Here is a 13,453-nt window from a genome sequence, read left to right as displayed (position 1 = left end):
TGCTTTCTGCTTAAGTATCCGCTTACATATCTAGCTTACCAAATTTTTCCTCTTCTGACCGGTCTGGAATTCTCAGCCAGTGCTTGCCCGGCTCATGAATGTTGAAGCGTTTGGCCAAGTAGTCCGGGTCACTGCTTTTGATGAAAGCAATGCCCCAGTTCTCCAAGGCTTCAGCCACTGGATACAGGCTCTGCCCCAAGCCGCTTAAGCTGTATTCCACGTGCGGCGGCACTTCAGGGTAGACCTTCCGGTCGACCAGCTGGTCTGCCTGCATCTCTTTCAAGCTCTGCGTCAGCATCTTCTGACTGACGCCAACGACCCCCTTTTTCAATTCGCCATAGCGCTTGGGCCCCTGCAGCAGCTCCCGCAAAATCAGAATCTTCCACTTGCTGTCCAGCAAGGAAATGGTCACCGCGCAGGGGCAAACGTCAAATCTGCTGATATCTTCAGCCATAATCATCACCTCTAATGCCCATGATAGCACAATACTAACTTTTAGTAACCAACCTTACAAAAAAGTGGCTACTTACAAAAAGTTAGCTGCAGTAGTAAGCTGAGAACCGTAGAGAGAAAAAACTGTTGTTTAAAGAATGAGAGGTTTGAGATTTATGGAATTTTTAGACGCGGTTAAAAGCCGTCACTCAGTCAGAGACTTTAGCAAGCGGGAGGTCAGCCGCGAAGATTTGCTGGCCATTGTTAACGTAGCCAAGCTGACCCCCTCTTGGGCCAACAGCCAAACTTGGAAGCTGGTGATTGCCAGCGGTGAGACCTTGGAAAAGATCCGTCGCCATCACGAGTCTGCCGCCGGCCAAGAAAACCAGGACACCCCGGAAGTGCCGCCGCTGCACCGGGATACCATGGGCCCGGCAGGGATGAAGAACGTGAGCGGCTGGATGAGCGGCATCAATGATTTTATGAGCAAGGACCCGCAGGCCATGGCTAAAGACGCGGCCAGTCTGTACAATGCCCCGGCTGTAGCTTACCTGCTGATGCCGCGCACTACTGCCCCGTATTCAGCATACGACCTGGGGGCATTTGGTCAGACCTTGATGCTGGCCGCCACCGACCGGGGGATCGATTCAATCCCGGCCATGGAATACGTTCTCTACCCTAAGTTTCTGCATGAAGCACTGGATGTGGACAATGATTACGTTTTTGCCTTGGGCATCGGCCTTGGCTACGAAAAAGAAGACTCCTTGATCAACCATTTCCGGGCAAGCAGAATGGACAATGACGAATTCTTGACATTTAAAGACTAAAAATATAGATCCGCTCCAAAAGTTTTGGGAGCGGATCTTTCGCGTTTTCAGTATTCAGAGTTTTTTAAAAAAACTACCGGTATTCACAGTCCGCCAAATGGTCGTTGACGATACCGATGCTTTGCAAAAAAGAGTGGGTGATCACCGGGCCAACGAACTTGAAGCCGCGCTTCTTGAGGTCCTTGCTGACTTCTTTTGACAAGTCGCTTTGGGCCGGAACTTCTTCAAGCTTTTCGTAATGCCGGTCGACCTGCTGGCCCGCCGTAAAATGCCAGAGATAGGCATCAAAGCTGCCGTATTCTTCCTGCACTTTCAAAGCCGCCTGGGCATTGCTTCTGACGCTGAAAATCTTGCTCCGGTTGCGGATCAGCTTTCTATCTTTCAAAAGAGCTTCCAGCTCTTCGTCAGTCATCGCCGCGCAGGCCGCGATTTCAAAGTCATGAAAGGCTTCCTTATAAGCCTCCCGCTTGTGCATAATTGTCCGCCAAGACAAGCCTACGCTGGCGCCTTCCAAGCAGAGCAATTCAAACTCGAAGCGGTCGCTGCGCTTGATCTTGCACCACTCATGGTCATGGTATTCTTCCAGCAGCTTGTCGCCTTCCGCCCACCGGCGGCAAATATTTTCGCTCATTTGGTCCTCCTTGACAAAAATCTTTTGCTTACTATTGAAGTATCTTTCCTACCAATCGGCAGTTTCTTTCTCATACACCTGCTTGCGGAACTGCTGGGGCGACTTGCCTGTCAGCCGCTTGAAAAACTGGGAAAACTGGCTGGGACTAGAGTAGCCCAGCTGCTGGGCTAAAGCGGTCACCGACTCATCGCTGAAGCGAAGCAACTGCTTGGCCTTCAAGAGCCTCTGCTGGTCGATGTAATTTTTGATCCCTTGGCCAGTCTCTTCCTTAAACACATGCTGCAGATAAGACTGGCTGACGTGCAGCTGGCCGGCAATTTCCGCCAAATCCGGGGGCGGATTCAAGTTCTCACTTATATACTGCTGGGCCCGATAGACCAAGGGACTGACTGCCTGCCGCTTTTGCTGGCACAAACGGTTGATAAAAATCTCCCCGATCGCCCGGGTGTATTCGTACAGGTTGGAAATCTGCACGTCGCTCTCGATTCCCTTGATGATCTCATCGCTGAGCTGGTAGGCTTCTTGAATGCTCAAACCACCTTCGATCGCCGCCCGGGTATAAAGGGTCGTGGCCGAAATCGCCAGATCCTTCTTGCTTCTAAGCGAGGAAGGATTGAAGCGGCCAAAATTCCCGACTTGGACGAAGTGGCGGAAATCATGATTGTAGCGGTCAAGGTCGCCGCGGCGGACATCAGTCATGATTTTCTCTTCAGCCAGGCGCCCTTCCAATGTCGGCTGGTTATCTTGCAAATTCATTCCCAAATTGTCCCCGGTCGCAATCTGCCCGATATTTTCATTAAAAACCGGCTCTCTTTGATAAAGCATCCAGTACAGGCAAAAGACCAAGTGGCGGAAACGCTCCACGCTCAAAAGGGGAACCTGCCGATCATAGTTTCCCTTCCCCTTCAAAGAATAACTGGTGCTCCAGGCCACGATGAGCTCCTGCTCATAAGGAAAAGCGGCCAGCAGGCTGAGATACTTTTCCTGCTTCAGCTGGACCTCTTTGCCCTGCTCCTTGGCCAAATTCCGCAAAAGCTGCTTTTTGGGCAAAACCGCCAAGGGCCGGGTATAGCTCTCAATGATTTTTTCTTCTTTAACCGAATACAGGCACAGGTCCAAATCCGTGGCCTGCTGAAATTCGCTTAACAGTTTTGTCGTCTCTAGCATTTGTAATCGCTCTCTTTTTAACGCTTTATCTAAAATTATAGCACGAATTATAAAAAAGCGTTCTGGAAATCCCGCATAATAGTAACCGTTAAGAGATGAAGCGGTTACAAATGTCCGCGATACCATGTCTGAGGTGACAACAAGTGAAGATAAGCAATATTCAAATCAACCACATGACTGAGCCGGTTGGCTTTCAGCTGGCCAGCCCCCTCTGGATCTCTGCCGAGCTGACCGGGGCAGCCGTCAAGACCGTCAGCTGCCGCCTGGTTATCAAGACCGCCGGCGAAACCGTCTACGACACGGGCCTTGCAGAAGGCAGCAGCCTTATTTTCCAGACTGACATCGACTTACAGCCCCGCAGCCGCTACGAAGTCGAAATTTTTGCCGCTAGCGGCGAAGAAAAAATTTCTGCCTCCAGCTTCTTTGAAACTGGCTACATGAAAGAAAACCTGCTGGGCAAGTGGATCGGCGACCCGCAAAAAGACCGTCACGGGGTGATCTTCCGCCGCCGCTTCACCAGCCGCAATGTCCAACAAGCCCGCCTCTACGTAACCGCCCTTGGTCTTTACGAGGTCTGGCTGGACGGGCAAAAATTAGGCGACGAATACCTGGCTCCCGGCTTTACCGACTACAACTACTATTTGCAAAGAGCCGTCTACGATGCCAGCCCCCTTTTAGCCAAAAATGGCAGCCACGAGCTGGAAATCATGGTGGCTGACGGCTGGTACCGGGGCAAATTGGGACTTAAAGAACACGGCGGGATCGCCAACAACTATGGCGACCAATTGATGGCTGTCTGCGACTTGCGGATGCTGGACGAGGATGGCCAAGAAGAAATCATCACGACCGATGAAAACTGGGACCTGGTCCAGTCCCCGGTGCCGCACTCCGGCATCTACTACGGGGAAGACTTTGACCCGACCCTACCTAAACGAAAGTTAGGTCAAGCAGTTCTGGTTAAGCCAGTCAGCCGCTACATCATCGACCGGCTCAGCCTGCCAATTACCGGGCATGAAGTTTTTTCAGCCAAATTGCTTAACACGCCAAGCGGGGACTGCGTCCTGGACTTTGGCCAAAACCTGGCTGGCTGGGTTGAATTCTACAACCGCCTGCCAAGAGGCGAGAAAGTCGACCTGCAGTTTGGCGAAATCCTGCAAAATGGAGAATTCTACCGGGACAACCTCCGCTCAGCCCGGGCCAGCTTCACTTATGTCAGTGACGGAGAGGCCGCTTGGGTCCGCCCCCACTTCAGCTACTTCGGCTTCCGCTATGCCAAGTTGACCGGCTTTGGCCAAATCGACCCAGCTGACTTTAAGGCTGTGGCCCTGTACTCCGACATGCAAGAAACTGGCTGGCTGAAGAGCAGCCGGAAAGAAGTCAACCGCCTCTTTGAGAACGTAAAATGGGGGCAGAAGTCCAACTTCATCGATGTTCCAACCGACTGCCCGCAGCGCGATGAGCGCCTGGGCTGGACCGGGGACGCGGCAGTTTTTGCCAAGACGGCTTCCTACAACATGGACACATACGAATTTTTCAAAAAATTCAGCTATGACATGGCCGTCGAACAAAGCCAATATGAAGGCAAGCTTCCCCTCTACGTGCCGAGCGTCGGTGAAAAAGACGGGGGCAAGGCCGTCTGGAGCGACGCCAGCGTCATCATTCCTTGGCAGGCCTACTCCCGCAGCCAGGACCCGGCCATTTTGAAGCAAAACATCGGAGCCATGATGTCCTGGGTCGACTGGGTCCATGACCGGGCGCAAGCCGCCGGCAACGAATACCTCTGGCTGGGCGACGACCAGCTGGGCGACTGGCTTGCCCTGGACACCGAAGACATCATGCACTTAAAGGGCAAGACCGACGACGACCTGATCGCCAGCGCCTTTTACTACCACTCAGCCAGTCTGCTGGCCCAAAGCGCCCAAGTGCTGAAAATGAAGCATGAACAGCAGTACTACCGGCAGCTGGCCAAATTGATCAAGCAGGCCTTCTTGGAAGAATTCTTCACCAAGTCCGGCCGGCCTTTAGCCGACACGCAAACCGGCTTAGCCATCTGCCTCAGCTTCGGCCTTTACCCGGATCAGGAAAAAGACCGCTTAGTCCGCCGCTTGGTTGACATTATCGAAAAGAACCATAAGCACTTAAGCACCGGCTTTGTGGGCACGCCCCTTTTATTGCCGGCCCTGTCCAGAAACGGGGAGCACAAGCTGGCCGTCCGCCTCTTTTTGAACAACGATTTCCCTAGTTGGCTCTACGAAGTTGAGCACGGAGCCACGACCATCTGGGAAAGATGGGATTCCGTTGATTCCTCCGGCAAGATCGCCCAAAATGGGATGAACTCCCTCAACCACTACTCAAGCGGCGCTGTCATGCAGTGGGCTTATGAAGACCTGCTGGGCTTAAAGCAAGATGGCAATCTGGTCAGCTGGCAGCCGCGGATCAGTCCGGAATTTCCGGAATTTGCTGGGCAGATTTCCCTGCCGGCCGGCAGCTTGCAAGCGGGCTGGGAAATCATCAGTCCAAACGAAGTCAAGCTGCACTTAACCGTGCCTTTTGGCGGCCAGGTCAACCTGGACCTAGCAGAAATGCAAAAAATGCTGGGGCCGGGCACTTACGAATTTACCATCGTCCCCGACCAGCCCCTGCTTACCTCCTTTGACGTGCACACGCCGCTGAAGGACTACTGCCAAATCGAAAGCTTGGCCGACCAGCTGCAGGACCTGGTGCCTTTCTGGGGTTTTTTGACCACGCCGGGCAACCTGGACCACTTTCAAGACTTCTCCTTATACCAGCTCAGCCAGGAGATGCGGGGCATCGGCTTCAAGCCATTAGATAAAAACGAAATCAAGCAAATCAACCAATTATTCCAAAATTATTCTTTGCAAAAAGCAAGCGAGGTAGCAAAATGAAACGCTTTTTCTCAAAATTGGCCATTCTTCTATTGAATGTCTTCGTGGTCGCTTCTGGCGCCACGGCCGCCACTGTTCCTTTGATGACCAAGTCCTTCAGCAATGTCAGCCCAACCATGATCGAGCTCTTGATGACGGTGCCGGCCTTGGGGATCATCTTTTTTACGCCATTGAGCAACTTCATCGTTGACCGGATCGGGGTCAAGAAAGACATCATGCTTGGTCTTTTGATCATCTTGATCTCCGGGGTTACGCCAGCTTTGACCACCAACTTTGCCTTGATCTTCATCTCCAGAATCGGGATCGGGGTCGGGACCGGGATGCTGGCTTCCTACGCTTTAGCCTTGATCATCGCCCTTTACCAGGGCCAGGAACAAGGACAAATGATGGGTCTTTCCAGCGTCGTTCAAGGGCTGGGGATGTTCCTCATGACCTACTTTGCCGGCTCTTTGATGCGCTACGGCTGGCAGGCTTCCTACTGGGTTAACGCTTTTGCCCTCCTGGTCTTCTTGCTCGTCCTCTTCTTTATTCCAAGCAGCATTGACCAAAAGTTCGCGGCCAGCCAAAACCCGCAAAAGCAAGTCAAGACTGACAAGCACGTTGACGGTCCTGTCTGGCTCTTGGCCATCTTCATGTTCTGCTTCAACGCTACTTTCGCCTTCATCACCATCCGCTTTGCCAGCCTGGTTGTTGCTAAGGGCTACGGCACTGTCCAAGACGCCAGCACCTTGCTGGGGGTAATGTCTTTTGCTATGGCCGCTGGCGGCTTCATCTTCATGGCCTTGAAGGGGGGCATCAAGCACTTCTCCATGGCGATTGCCCTGGCTTGCGGGACCTTAGCCTTTGTCATCCTGCCTTTGTCAAACTCCTTAGTCCTCAGCGGTCTGGCTGTCGTTTTGGTCGGCATCGCCGTTTCCATGTCCATGGTTTCCATGGGTTCCTACGTGGGTGACTTCACCAGCCCTTCCCGGGTGCCATTCTCAACTTCCGTGGCCATGTCAGCCGCCAACATCGGGACCTTGGTCTCACCATACATTGCCCAGGCAGTAAGCAAGATTTTTGGCAGCAATTCTCCAGCAACCACCTTCGTCTTTGGGGCCTTCGTCTTCGCCATCCTCTTGGTCGTAGCCATCTTGATCGGAGTCAACTACAATAAGCTGGCCCAAGGTTCAAAAGCAAAGAAAGTAGACAACACTAACAATTTGGAGGGACAAAATGCTTAGTCAAGCAGCTGAAAAAGCAATCGAATTTTCAAGAAAATACATCAAGCCGGCCCAAAGAGAGCCGCTTACGCCAGACGTAGTCCAAGGGGCCCGCAAGTCAGCTGATGACGGCAACCCCTTCAGCTTCCCGGCTGGGGTAACTTTAGAAGAAATAACCAGTCCGGTTAAAGGCGAATTTTACCGGCTGGAAGAAAAAACTTCGCCTGACACGGTCCTCCTTTTTTTGCATGGGGGTGCCTACACTACCGGGACGGTCAAGTCCCGCCGCCGGCTGGCGGTAACTTTGGGCCAATTAGTCTCCTGCGACGTCTTTGCGGCTGACTACACCCAATACCCGGAAGGCCGGCATCCCGCGGCCCAAAACGATGTTGAAGCCGCCTACGCTTACTTGAGAGGACGCTTTAGCCACATCCTGGTCTTCGGCGAATCCGCCGGGGCCAGCCTGGCCTTGACCTTGACCTTGTCCTTAAAGGCAAAAGGTGAAAAATTGCCAGACCGCCTGGCTCTCTTTTCCCCGGTTATTTCCCAGCTCAGTATTCTGACTTCAGAATACTTGAACGATGACCGGGACCCGATGCTGGTTGGGGCCGGCGACCCCGTTCCGTATTTCACCGAGCCGGCCAAGAAGGATCCCTTGATTTCACCGATTTACGGCGACTACCAGGGCTTTCCGCCAATGATGATCAATTGCGGCAGCGAAGAGGTCAAGCTGGACCACTCCTTGATTTTGAACTACCTCGCCACTAAGGCCGGCGTTGACACGACCTTGAAGGTCTGGCCAGGACTTTTCCACGTCTTTGTCCTTTTTGACATGCCGGAAAGCGACCAGGCTTTAAAGGAGATCTCGGCTTTTTTGAGAAAGGACTAACGCTTCAGCATGACAACATTTCTTTGCTTAGACATCGGAGGCACCAAGTTAAAAAGCGCCCTGGCCGACGAAGAGGGCAACTTGACTGACAAGCAGACCAGCCCCACCCCGGCGGTAGCTGAAGCCTTTACCGGCAAGATCCAGTCTTTGGTCGGCCAATATAAAGAGCAGATCAGCGGGATCGCCATTAGTACGCCTGGTACGGTTGATCCTGTGACCCAGCGCCTGCGCTTTGGAGGGATGCTGCCTTTTCTGGACGGAATCAGTTTTAGTAACTTGCTCTGCGATTTTGACCTGCCAATTCATGTCGAAAATGACGGCAAGGCCGCGGCTTTAGCTGAAGTCTGGCAGGGCAGCTTAAAAGGCACCGATACTGGCGCCGTTATCGTCTTAGGGACGGCGGTTGGCGGCGGGATTATCATCAACCATCGCCTCCACTATGGCCTGCATGCTCAAGCCGGGGAATTCAGCTTCATGATGACCCGGGATCCAGCTGGCGGCGATGAAAAAATGGTGGCCCACAACAGCTCAGCTGTAGAAATGGTCCAAGCTATGAACCAAGCAGCTGGGAACGTCGACCTCTTAGACGGACAGGCAGCTTTTGCCAGCGCGGCCAGCGGCAACCAGGCGGCTCTGGCGGTGTTGGACCAGTGTAGCCTCAACCTTGCCCAGCTGATCTTGAACATCCAGACCATCATTGACGGCGACCGGGTAGCCATCGGCGGCGGTGTTTCCGCCCAGCCCCTCCTGCTTGACCGGATCAAGGCAGCTTATGAGCGGCTGACCAAAAGTCCGGCCATCATCGGCGAAACTTTGACCAAACCGGAGATCGTGGCCGCCAAATTCCGCAATGATGCCAACTTGCTGGGGGCCTTATACGGTCTTTTGCAAAATACCAATTTTGACTTAAAGGAGGCAGCCGATGAATTCTAAAAAAGCCATGCTCGTCGGCCGGATTGCCAGCATCATGTCAATTCTGATGTACGTTTCCTATTTTCCGCAGATCATGAACAACCTGCACGGTCAATACGGCAACCCCGTTCAGCCGCTTGTGGCCTGCATCAACAGCACTTTTTGGTGCAGCTACGCCCTATTGCAAAAGTACAAGGACTGGCCGGTCTTTATTGCCAATGTTCCAGGCATTATTTTTGGCCTAATCACTTTCCTAACGGCCCTGCACTGATTCTGATATTTTCCATCTTCTATCTTATATATTTAGCTTTTTAAAAATTCGGTAAAAAACTCCCTCTGGCAAATCAGTAATGCCAGAGGGAGTTTTGTTCTCTATTATAAGTCCAGCAGGCCGTCTTCATCAAGAATTTGCACCTGCTTGCCATTCCTTTTAACCAAAGTCATTTTTTCGAGGAGTTTAAATTTGCGAGAGAGAGTTTCGGGGGTAGTTCCGAGGTATAATGCGATATCTTTCATCTTCATGGACAGCTGGACCTGGTCGCTTCCAGCCACCTTAGCTAAGTCAAGCAGGTAGCTGGCCAGTCTTTCTTCGACTCTTTCCATAGCCAAAAACTGGGTCTGTCTCTCTGTTTCCAGCAGCTTCTGGGCGCTGAGTTCCAGCAATTTGAGGGAGAGCTGGGGATTTTCCAAGAGAACCCGGTTGAAGTCTGCCTTGCTCAAGCTGCAGATCTCCGTGTTCTCCATGGCCTGACCGAAGAAGCTGTCATTTTCCAGGCCAAAAAGCTGCTTTTCCCCTTCATAGCCGCCCGGCTCCACGACCCTGAGCAGCTGCTCACGGCCACTGGCAGAGAGCTGGTAGACCTTCATGTTCCCCCGGGCCACGATCTGCAGCTTTTCATCCCCTGGCTGAAAAATCATCTCACCTTTTTGATAGCGCCGGTGGCTGGCCAGGGAATTAATCTTAAGCTGGTCTTTTTCTGGCAGGTCCGCGAACAGCGGGACCAGGCTGACACATATATGCTGCATTTTGCTCTCCTCTGCTGGTAAAAATTAGCCCTGGACCAAGTGGTCGAATTCTTCCAGGGTCTGGTAGGTCTTGGTCATCGCCCCGCAGGCATCAGCCGGGATAGCGTAATCCGCGGTCAATTCCCGCAGCTTGGCAAAGTCGGCAGTCAAGTCTTCCTGGCCACTCTTGACCTCTTTTTGAATATTTTCGTAAACCTTGCGAACCTCAAAGACTTCCGGGTGGTGATCGCCGTGGGCCTTGGTAATTGCCTGCGTATACAAGTCTAACATTTCATCGTTCTTTGCGAAAAATTCCTTGATCATCATTTTCTCCTTTTTTCAATCAGTCGTTTTATTGTTTCTTTTTTTACTTTTGCTTTTCTTGTTTTACTTTTATTTAGCGCTAGCCTTTAAAACGTCATAGCCGATGTTTTTCACGGCCTGGCTGATCGTGTCCAAATTGGTTTTGTCCGGGTCAAAGCTGGCCTTGGCCTTGCTGGCGTTGAAGAGGACCTTGACGCTGGTCTTTTCAACCCCGTCAACGCTGGCGATCGCTCCCGCGATCTTCTGCATGCAGGTCGGGCAGGCCAGGGTTTCCAGTTGCAAAATTGCTTTTTGCATGATTTTTCGTCCTTTCTTTTTTATTGGATGCTCTCAATGCCCTTAGTATACGGGCCTTCTGCTTGAGAAAAATTGTTTTCTATCAACTTTTGCGCTTTTTGCAATTTTGACCGGTAGGCTAGCAGCCGCATGGCGTTCAGGATCACGACCAGGATGCTGCCTTCGTGGACAAACATCCCGATGGCCATGTTCATCCAGGAACTGGCCAAAAGGCTGACCAATAAGACCGCTACGACAGCCAGGGCGATGGTAATGTTTTCGATCATGTTCCGCCGGGTAGCCTTAGCCAGGGCCAGAGCCCGCGGAATCCGGTCAAAGCTGCCGTTCATGAGGACCACGTTTGAAGTTTCAATCGCCACGTCGGTTCCGCTGCCCATGGCAATCCCGATATCGGCCCGGGCCAAGGACGGGCTGTCGTTGATCCCGTCGCCGACAAAGGCCACGATCTCGCCGGCTTCCTGCCGCTTTTGGACAAAGTCTGCCTTGTCTTCTGGCAAAAGCTGGCCATATGCCTCAGTGAGGCCCAATTCTTCAGCCACCAGGTCAACCGTCTGCTGGTTGTCACCGGACAAAAGGAGCAGGTTCTTCACGCCCAGCTTTTTTAAAGCGGACAGGTCTTCTTTGACCCCGGCCCGGATCTCATCCTTTAAGCCTAAGGCAAGCTCTAATTGGCCATTGACGGCGACCAGAACCAGGGAATTGCCAGCTGCTGCCAGCTCTTTTAAGTCCTTTTCCATTTCTTCCGTGACTGGAACATGGTACTGGTCAAGCAAATAGCGGTTGCCGACTAAAACCTGCCGGCCAGCCACCTGGGCAATAATCCCGCCGCCTTGGAGAGTCCGGGAAGCTTCAACTTCTTTTGCTTCCAGGTCCTGGTAGTAGCTCGTAATCGCCTTGGCCAAGGGGTGGGCAGATTCTTTTTCCACGCTGACTAAAAGCTCTTCAGCCTCCTTGCCTTGACCATATTTTTTCACCTGGCTGACCCGGGGGTCGCCGTAAGTCAAGGTCCCGGTCTTGTCGAACATGATCGTATCGACCTTGCTGAACTTGGTGATGACTTCACTGCCTTTAAAAAGGATCCCCTGCTTGGCCCCGTTGCCGATCCCGGCCACGTTGGAAACCGGAACCCCGATGACCAGGGCGTCTGGACAGCCGAGAACCAGGATGGTTACGGCCAGTTCCAGGTCTTGGCTGATGAGGCCAACAATGATGGCCAGGATCAGGACGACTGGAGTGTAGTACTTGGAGAAGCGGTCAATCAAGCGCTCAGCCTGGGACTTGGAGTCCTGGGCTTCTTCGACCAGTTCGATGATCTTGCCAAAAGTCGTCTCGTCGCCAACTTTTTCTGCCTTGATCCGGATAGTCCCATTTTCTAAAATAGTGCCGGCGTAGACCGAGTCACCAGGATTTTTGCCTAAAGGCATGGACTCACCAGTGATGCTGGCCTCGTTGACCGTTCCAGAGCCGGCGGCAACTTCCCCGTCGACCGGGATCTTGCCGCCGGTCTTAACCAAAAGGATATCCCCTTCGTTCAAGTCATCTAAGTCAACTTCTTCAAAGTCGCCGGATTCAGTCTGCCGGAGGGCGGTTTCCGGCACCATCTCCACCAGTTCCTTGATGGCTGACCGGGTCTTGGCCAGGGTCTTTTGCTCAAGGTAAGCTCCAAACAAGAAGAGGAAGGCCACGATGGCGGATTCTTCAAATTCCTGGATGATGAAGGCGCCTAAGATGGCCAGGGTCACCAATAAGTCGATGCTGATGACTTTGACCTTTAAGGCCTGCCAAGCGGATGCGGCGATCGGAAAGCCGCCGATAAGAGAGGCGGCCAGAAGCAGGCCGGACGCCCCTGTTTCACTTTTAAATAACCATTTAGCGGCAAAGGCCAGGGCGATTAAGACGCCGGTGATTGCCGTCAGCCGGTTGCGATTTTGCATTAACCATTTTTGCATTGATCTTTCGACCTCCTTGATTTGCTGCTTTTAATATACTGGGAAAGCAGAATTCCCCAATTGATTTCTATCAAGATCGGGATTTTTCACGCAAAAAAAACACGTACTGATTTGCCATCAGTACGTGTTTGCTAATTATTATCGCTTTACAGCTTGCCGTATTCTTCGTCATCAACCGGTTCCAGCCATTCGTTGCTCATGTTTTCGCCTGGAATCATGAAGGCCAGGTGGGAGAACCAGCTGTCCTTGGCTGCCCCGTGCCAGTGCTTGGTGTTGGCTGGAACGATGACTGCCTTGCCCGGGGTCATCTTTACTGGCTCTTGGCCTTCAATCTGGCACCAGCCTTCCCCGCCAACACAGATCAATACTTGACCGCCGCCCTTGTCAGCGTGGTGGATGTGCCAGTTGTTCCGGCAGCCCGGTTCAAAGGTAACGTTGTGAATCGGGAATGGAGCATCAGTTACCGGTGCAAGGTAGCTGTTTCCAATAAAGTACTTAGCATAGGCATCATTTGGCTCGCCGATTGGGAAGAAGATCGTCTTCTCGTAGGCTTCCTTTGACAGGTCGGCTGCTTCATCTTCAGCCCAGATATCCTTGGCCATGTTAAAGACGGCCCAGGCTACCGGCCAGCCGGCGTAAAAGGCCGCGTGCGTGATGATGGCGGCGATTTCCTTCTTGGTAACCCCGTTCTTCTTGGCAGTCTGCAGGTGGTACTTCAAGGATTCGTCCACCAGCCCGCGGCCCATGAAGACTGAGATTACGACAATGCTTCTGGTCTTGGGATCGATGTCCGGGTTGTTCCAGTTTTCGCCAAAAAGCACATCGTCGTTAAAATGCGCGAATTCCGGCGCGAAATCGCCTAATTGGTCTCTGCCTGCAGTTTGAATGATCTTTGCCATTGTTTTGCCTCCT

14 protein-coding genes are annotated in these 13,453 nt (G+C 52.5%); 6 read left to right on the top strand and 8 right to left on the bottom strand.

The window, feature by feature from the left end; translation table 11 throughout:
* Window positions 1-22: 22 nt before the first annotated feature.
* Window positions 23-454, bottom strand: a complete 432-nt coding sequence (locus ACYVUT_RS02520) for a winged helix-turn-helix transcriptional regulator (RefSeq protein ID WP_484501418.1) — start codon at window positions 452-454, stop codon at window positions 23-25.
* Between the two features lie 154 nt (window positions 455-608).
* Here ACYVUT_RS02520 and ACYVUT_RS02515 point away from each other — a divergent pair, with 154 nt between their 5' ends.
* Complete coding sequence (locus ACYVUT_RS02515; RefSeq protein ID WP_484501417.1) at window positions 609-1,259, top strand: nitroreductase; 651 nt, start codon at window positions 609-611, stop codon at window positions 1,257-1,259.
* Between the two features lie 73 nt (window positions 1,260-1,332).
* On the opposite strand, the gene ACYVUT_RS02510 is transcribed toward ACYVUT_RS02515, so the two are convergent.
* Both ACYVUT_RS02510 and ACYVUT_RS02505 read right to left on the bottom strand, forming a co-directional pair.
* Window positions 1,333-1,890 carry a DNA-3-methyladenine glycosylase I gene (locus tag ACYVUT_RS02510; protein ID WP_484499849.1) on the bottom strand — a complete coding sequence of 186 codons (558 nt, stop codon included), beginning with the start codon at window positions 1,888-1,890 and terminating at the stop codon, window positions 1,333-1,335.
* Window positions 1,891-1,938: 48 nt separating this feature from the next.
* Window positions 1,939-3,057 carry a helix-turn-helix transcriptional regulator gene (locus tag ACYVUT_RS02505; RefSeq protein ID WP_439775707.1) on the bottom strand — a complete coding sequence of 373 codons (1,119 nt, stop codon included), beginning with the start codon at window positions 3,055-3,057 and terminating at the stop codon, window positions 1,939-1,941.
* A 143-nt stretch (window positions 3,058-3,200) separates the two neighbouring features.
* Here ACYVUT_RS02505 and ACYVUT_RS02500 point away from each other — a divergent pair, with 143 nt between their 5' ends.
* From ACYVUT_RS02500 to ACYVUT_RS02480, 5 genes are read left to right on the top strand one after another with little or no spacing between them, the layout of a single operon-like run.
* A complete protein-coding gene (locus ACYVUT_RS02500; RefSeq protein WP_484499848.1) occupies window positions 3,201-5,963 on the top strand; it encodes a family 78 glycoside hydrolase catalytic domain in 2,763 nt (920 codons plus the stop codon).
* Window positions 5,960-7,186, top strand: coding sequence for an MFS transporter (locus ACYVUT_RS02495; protein WP_439775709.1), 1,227 nt, complete (start codon window positions 5,960-5,962; stop codon window positions 7,184-7,186). The genes ACYVUT_RS02500 and ACYVUT_RS02495 overlap by 4 nt, the downstream gene beginning before the upstream one ends.
* Window positions 7,179-8,054 (top strand): alpha/beta hydrolase, encoded by an 876-nt coding sequence (locus tag ACYVUT_RS02490; protein ID WP_484501416.1) that lies wholly within the window; start codon window positions 7,179-7,181, stop codon window positions 8,052-8,054. The genes ACYVUT_RS02495 and ACYVUT_RS02490 overlap by 8 nt, the downstream gene beginning before the upstream one ends.
* A 9-nt stretch (window positions 8,055-8,063) precedes the next feature.
* On the top strand, window positions 8,064-8,987 hold the full coding sequence (locus ACYVUT_RS02485; protein WP_439775711.1) for an ROK family protein: 924 nt from the start codon (window positions 8,064-8,066) through the stop codon (window positions 8,985-8,987).
* On the top strand, window positions 8,977-9,237 hold the full coding sequence (locus ACYVUT_RS02480; RefSeq protein ID WP_439775712.1) for a SemiSWEET family transporter: 261 nt from the start codon (window positions 8,977-8,979) through the stop codon (window positions 9,235-9,237). Before ACYVUT_RS02485 ends, ACYVUT_RS02480 begins: the two co-directional genes overlap by 11 nt.
* A gap of 104 nt (window positions 9,238-9,341) precedes the next feature.
* Here ACYVUT_RS02480 and ACYVUT_RS02475 read toward each other — a convergent pair whose 3' ends face one another.
* The 5 genes from ACYVUT_RS02475 to ACYVUT_RS02455 form a co-directional block, all read right to left on the bottom strand.
* Window positions 9,342-9,992: a Crp/Fnr family transcriptional regulator gene (locus tag ACYVUT_RS02475; protein ID WP_484499846.1), complete on the bottom strand. Its 651-nt coding sequence runs from the start codon at window positions 9,990-9,992 to the stop codon at window positions 9,342-9,344.
* A 24-nt stretch (window positions 9,993-10,016) separates the two neighbouring features.
* The gene (locus ACYVUT_RS02470; RefSeq protein ID WP_484499845.1) at window positions 10,017-10,298 is read right to left on the bottom strand and encodes an iron-sulfur cluster repair di-iron protein, ric; all 282 of its coding nucleotides are present in this window, start codon (window positions 10,296-10,298) and stop codon (window positions 10,017-10,019) included.
* Window positions 10,299-10,364: 66 nt separating this feature from the next.
* Window positions 10,365-10,592, bottom strand: coding sequence for a heavy-metal-associated domain-containing protein (locus ACYVUT_RS02465; RefSeq protein WP_484499844.1), 228 nt, complete (start codon window positions 10,590-10,592; stop codon window positions 10,365-10,367).
* A 20-nt stretch (window positions 10,593-10,612) separates the two neighbouring features.
* Window positions 10,613-12,541, bottom strand: a complete 1,929-nt coding sequence (locus ACYVUT_RS02460) for a heavy metal translocating P-type ATPase (protein WP_484499843.1) — start codon at window positions 12,539-12,541, stop codon at window positions 10,613-10,615.
* A gap of 146 nt (window positions 12,542-12,687) precedes the next feature.
* On the bottom strand, window positions 12,688-13,440 hold the full coding sequence (locus ACYVUT_RS02455) for a carboxymuconolactone decarboxylase family protein (protein ID WP_484499842.1): 753 nt from the start codon (window positions 13,438-13,440) through the stop codon (window positions 12,688-12,690).
* Window positions 13,441-13,453: the final 13 nt, after the last annotated feature.

This window comes from Lactobacillus sp. WILCCON 0059, from assembly GCF_057197985.1.
The sequence above is the reverse complement of the archived record's forward strand: the minus strand, read 5'-3'. Positions and strand labels throughout refer to the sequence as shown.

Bases quoted from the DNA above. Each gene is read 5' to 3' on its own strand.
- ACYVUT_RS02475 (WP_484499846.1), bottom strand. From the start codon at position 9,992: ATGCAGCATATATGTGTCAGCCTGGTCCCGCTGTTCGCGGACCTGCCA.
- ACYVUT_RS02490 (WP_484501416.1), top strand. From the start codon at position 7,179: ATGCTTAGTCAAGCAGCTGAAAAAGCAATCGAATTTTCAAGAAAATAC.
- ACYVUT_RS02470 (WP_484499845.1), bottom strand. From the start codon at position 10,298: ATGATGATCAAGGAATTTTTCGCAAAGAACGATGAAATGTTAGACTTG.
- ACYVUT_RS02520 (WP_484501418.1), bottom strand. From the start codon at position 454: ATGGCTGAAGATATCAGCAGATTTGACGTTTGCCCCTGCGCGGTGACC.
- ACYVUT_RS02480 (WP_439775712.1), top strand. From the start codon at position 8,977: ATGAATTCTAAAAAAGCCATGCTCGTCGGCCGGATTGCCAGCATCATG.
- ACYVUT_RS02460 (WP_484499843.1), bottom strand. From the start codon at position 12,541: ATGCAAAAATGGTTAATGCAAAATCGCAACCGGCTGACGGCAATCACC.
- ACYVUT_RS02505 (WP_439775707.1), bottom strand. From the start codon at position 3,057: ATGCTAGAGACGACAAAACTGTTAAGCGAATTTCAGCAGGCCACGGAT.
- ACYVUT_RS02495 (WP_439775709.1), top strand. From the start codon at position 5,960: ATGAAACGCTTTTTCTCAAAATTGGCCATTCTTCTATTGAATGTCTTC.
- ACYVUT_RS02510 (WP_484499849.1), bottom strand. From the start codon at position 1,890: ATGAGCGAAAATATTTGCCGCCGGTGGGCGGAAGGCGACAAGCTGCTG.
- ACYVUT_RS02465 (WP_484499844.1), bottom strand. From the start codon at position 10,592: ATGCAAAAAGCAATTTTGCAACTGGAAACCCTGGCCTGCCCGACCTGC.
- ACYVUT_RS02485 (WP_439775711.1), top strand. From the start codon at position 8,064: ATGACAACATTTCTTTGCTTAGACATCGGAGGCACCAAGTTAAAAAGC.
- ACYVUT_RS02455 (WP_484499842.1), bottom strand. From the start codon at position 13,440: ATGGCAAAGATCATTCAAACTGCAGGCAGAGACCAATTAGGCGATTTC.
- ACYVUT_RS02515 (WP_484501417.1), top strand. From the start codon at position 609: ATGGAATTTTTAGACGCGGTTAAAAGCCGTCACTCAGTCAGAGACTTT.